We start from the raw sequence: 4,384 nt of genomic DNA, 5'->3' as shown, positions 1-4,384 counted from the left end.
ATAGCGGGAAACATGCTATAATGAAAAGAACATTCTAAAAATCAAAAGGATTATTATAGTAAGGAAAACAATGGCAAATATTTTAAAGACAATCATTGAAAATGATAAAGGTGAATTAAGAAAGTTAGAAAAAATGGCGGACAAGGTGCTGTCCTACGAAGACACAATGGCAGCCCTGTCCGATGAAGATCTGCAGGCAAAGACAGAGGAGTTTAAGAAACGCTATGCAGACGGCGAAACCCTGGATCAGCTTCTCTTTGAGGCCTTTGCGGTTGTCCGCGAGGGAGCAAAGCGCGTACTGGGCCTCTTCCCTTACAAGGTTCAGGTCATGGGCGGGATTGTCCTTCACCACGGTGACGTTCCAGAGATGCGTACCGGAGAAGGCAAGACCCTGACTGCGACCATGCCGGTCTATCTCAATGCCTTAGCCGGAAAGGGTGTGCATGTTGTCACGGTCAATGAGTACCTGACGGAGCGTGACGCAACAGAAATGGGAGAGCTTTACTCTTGGCTGGGTCTGTCTGTCGGAATCAATCTGGCAGCAAAATCACCGGCTGAGAAAAAAGAAGCCTATGCCTGTGACATCACCTACTCGACCAATGCCGAAATCGGCTTTGACTATCTGCGGGACAACATGGTGGTCCGCGCTGAAAATATGGTTCAGCGCCCGCTCAACTATGCCTTGGTCGATGAGGTAGACTCCATTCTGATCGACGAAGCCCGGACGCCGCTGATTGTCTCAGGTCCGACTTCTTCTGACACCAACCAGCTCTATCATATGGCTGACCACTATGTCAAATCCCTTGACAAGGATGACTATATCATCGATGTGCAGTCCAAGACAATCGGTCTGTCTGACTCTGGGATTGACAAGGCAGAGAGCTACTTCAAGCTGGACAATCTCTATGATATCGAAAACGTTGCCCTGACGCACTTTATTGACAATGCTTTGCGGGCCAACTATATCATGCTGCTGGACATTGACTATGTGGTCAGTCAGGAGCAGGAAATCCTGATTGTCGATCAATTTACCGGCCGGACCATGGAAGGCCGCCGCTATTCAGACGGCCTGCACCAAGCCATTGAAGCCAAAGAAGGTGTGCCGATTCAGGATGAAACCAAGACGTCTGCTTCCATCACCTATCAAAATCTCTTCCGTATGTACAAGAAACTGGCCGGTATGACCGGTACCGGTAAGACAGAGGAAGAGGAATTCCGTGAGATTTACAATATCCGGGTCATTCCGATTCCGACCAACCGTCCCATTGCCCGGGTAGACCACTCAGACCTGCTCTATCCAAGTATTGATTCTAAGTTTAAGGCCGTCGTTCAGGATGTTAAAGAGCGTCATGAAAAAGGCCAGCCCGTGCTGGTCGGTACTGTTGCGGTTGAAACCAGTGATTTTATTTCCAAAAAATTGGTCGAAGCCGGTGTGCCCCATGAGGTCCTCAATGCCAAAAACCACTACAAGGAAGCGCAGATTATCATGAATGCCGGCCAGCGCGGAGCCGTGACCATCGCGACCAATATGGCCGGACGGGGAACCGACATCAAGCTGGGCGAAGGTGTCCGTGAGCTGGGCGGTCTCTGTGTTATCGGTACAGAGCGCCATGAAAGCCGCCGGATTGACAATCAGCTCCGCGGACGTTCAGGCCGTCAGGGCGATCCCGGTGAATCCCAGTTTTACCTGTCGCTGGAAGACGAGCTCATGCGCCGCTTTGGCTCAGAGCGGATCAAGGCCATTCTGGACCGCATGAATCTCAGTGAGGAAGACTCTGTTATCAAGTCCGGCATGCTGACCCGTCAGGTCGAAAGTGCGCAGAAGCGCGTGGAAGGAAACAACTACGATACGCGGAAGCAGGTCCTGCAGTACGATGATGTCATGCGGGAGCAGCGGGAGATTATCTATGCGGAACGCCACGATGTTATCACGGCTGACCGCGATCTCAGCCCTGAAATCCATGCCATGATCAAGCGGACCATTAATCGCATCGTGGACGGCAGCAGCCATTCAGAGCAGGATGAAAAGACCGAAGCAATTCTGAATTTTGCTAAGTACAATCTGGTGGCCGAAGACTCTATCTCAGCCAGCGATTTAGAAGGCAAGTCTGACCAGGAAATCAAAGACGATCTCTTTGAGCGGGCCTCTCAGGTTTATGACAGTCAGATTGCCAAACTGCGTGATGAAGAAGCAGTCCGCGAATTCCAAAAAGTGCTGATTCTGCGTGTTGTAGACAGCAAATGGACAGACCATATTGATGCACTGGATCAGCTGCGTAATGCTGTTGGTCTGCGCGGCTACGCTCAGAACAATCCAGTTGTTGAATACCAATCTGAAAGCTTCCGCATGTTTAACGATATGATCGGAGCTATTGAATTTGACGTGACCCGTCTCATGATGAAGGCGCAGATTCACGAGCAGGAGCGTCCGCGGGCTGAGCACAATATCAGCACCAGCGCTACGCGCAATATTTCGGCTCAGTCACCGAACATCCCTGCTGGTGTGGACCTGTCTTCTGTTAAGCGCAATGACCCTTGTCCATGCGGCTCCGGCAAGAAGTTCAAAAACTGCCACGGCCGCAGATAACGAAGATACCAAAGGAGAACAGATGACCTTTAAAGCAAGCAGCCAACCTATTGATGTAGCAGAAGTCCGCCAGCTGGCTAAGCTGGAAGGAGAGATGTTGGCTCATAAGAAAGAGCGCGACCGCGAGTTAGAAGCCATTCTGCGCGGCCAGGATGACCGTATTCTCTTGGTCATCGGCCCCTGCTCGTCTGATAATGAAGAAGCCGTGCTGGAATACGCCAAGCGTCTGTCTGCCCTCCAAGAAGAGGTAAAAGACCGCATCTTTATGGTCATGCGGGTCTACACAGCCAAGCCGCGGACCAATGGCGACGGCTACAAGGGCCTGATTCACCAGCCTAATGCCACGGCGGCGCCCAGCCTGATTAACGGTATTAAAGCGGTCCGCAACCTGCACTATCGGGTCATTTCTGAAACTGGCATGACAACGGCTGATGAGATGCTCTATCCGGAAAATCTGCCTCTGGTAGACGATTTGATTTCCTATATGGCTGTCGGTGCCCGTTCTGTTGAAGACCAGCAGCACCGTTTTGTGGCCAGCGGAGCGGATTTGCCGACCGGCCTTAAAAATCCGACTTCCGGCAACCTCAATGTGATGTTCAACGGGATTTATGCTGCCCAGAATAAGCAGAGTTTTCTCTTTTCCGGCAAGGAAGTAGAAACTTCCGGCAATCCTTTGGCCCATGCCATTCTGCGCGGAGCAGTCAATGAGTACGGTAAAAACCTCCCCAACTACTATTATGACAATTTGCTGGATACCATCCAGCAGTACGAGGAGATGGGGCTGGAAAATCCCTTCATTATCATTGATACCAACCACGACAATTCCGGCAAGCAATATTTAGAACAGGTCCGTATTGTCCGTCAGACCTTGATCAACCGGGACTGGAATGAGAAAATTAAGTCAACTGTCCGCGGCTTTATGATTGAGTCTTATCTGGAAGACGGCCGGCAGGATGAGCCGGAGATTTTCGGCAAGTCCATTACCGACCCTTGCCTGGGCTGGGACAATACAGAGCAGCTGGTGCGTGAAATTTATGAAACATTAGGAAACTAAAATGGCATTTATCGAAAAAAGTCAGGAAATTGATCTTGGTCTGATTAAGGCCAAGACACAGCTTTCTGCTGGGGCGCTGGCCCGCAAAAAAGAGCGGGATCAGGAGCTGGCGGCTATCTTCAGCGGTCAGGATGACCGCCTGCTGCTGGTGATGGGCCCCTGCTCATCTGATCATGAAGAGGCGGTGCTGGAATATGCCCGCCGTCTGTCTGCCCTTCAGGAAAGGGTGGCTGACAGGCTTTTCATCGTTATGCGGGTCTACACGGCCAAACCGCGGACCAACGGTGACGGCTACAAGGGGCTGGTCCATCAGCCGGATACGGCAAAGGAGCCCAGCCTTATCAACGGCCTGCAGGCCGTCCGCCAGCTGCATTACCGGGTCATTGCGGAGACGGGACTGACAACAGCTGATGAAATGCTTTATCCTTCCAATCTCTTTTTGGTTGACGATCTGGTCAGCTACCATGCTGTCGGAGCCCGTTCTGTGGAAAATCAGGAGCACCGTTTTACGGCTTCGGGTATTGATGCACCGGTCGGCATGAAAAATCCGACTTCCGGCAATCTGTCAGTCATGCTCAATGCTGTTTATGCCGCTCAAAGTCCTCAGCATTTCCTGTTTCGCGGTCTGGAAACAGAAACATCAGGCAATCCCTTGGCACATATCATTCTGCGGGGGGCGGTTGATGCCTATGGCAAGAATCAGCCTAATTTTTACTATGAAAACATCTTAGAGCTGCTGGATG

Annotated in this window: 3 protein-coding genes; all 3 read left to right on the top strand. The window is 51.2% G+C overall.

Annotated features, from left to right (window positions below; genetic code table 11):
* Positions 1-70: 70 nt before the first annotated feature.
* Positions 71-2,587 carry a preprotein translocase subunit SecA gene (secA, locus tag STRDD11_RS00540; protein WP_128834335.1) on the top strand — a complete coding sequence of 839 codons (2,517 nt, stop codon included), beginning with the start codon at positions 71-73 and terminating at the stop codon, positions 2,585-2,587.
* Complete coding sequence (locus tag STRDD11_RS00535) at positions 2,529-3,641, top strand: 3-deoxy-7-phosphoheptulonate synthase (protein ID WP_275945954.1); 1,113 nt, start codon at positions 2,529-2,531, stop codon at positions 3,639-3,641. The genes secA and STRDD11_RS00535 overlap by 59 nt, the downstream gene beginning before the upstream one ends.
* Position 3,642: 1 nt before the next feature.
* On the top strand, positions 3,643-4,384 hold a 742-nt coding region (locus tag STRDD11_RS00530), incomplete at its 3' end, for a 3-deoxy-7-phosphoheptulonate synthase (RefSeq protein ID WP_241209262.1).

It is taken from the genome of Streptococcus sp. DD11, assembly GCF_001578865.1.
Classification (GTDB): domain Bacteria; phylum Bacillota; class Bacilli; order Lactobacillales; family Streptococcaceae; genus Streptococcus; species Streptococcus panodentis.
This window is presented reverse-complemented; position numbering and strand designations above follow the sequence as displayed.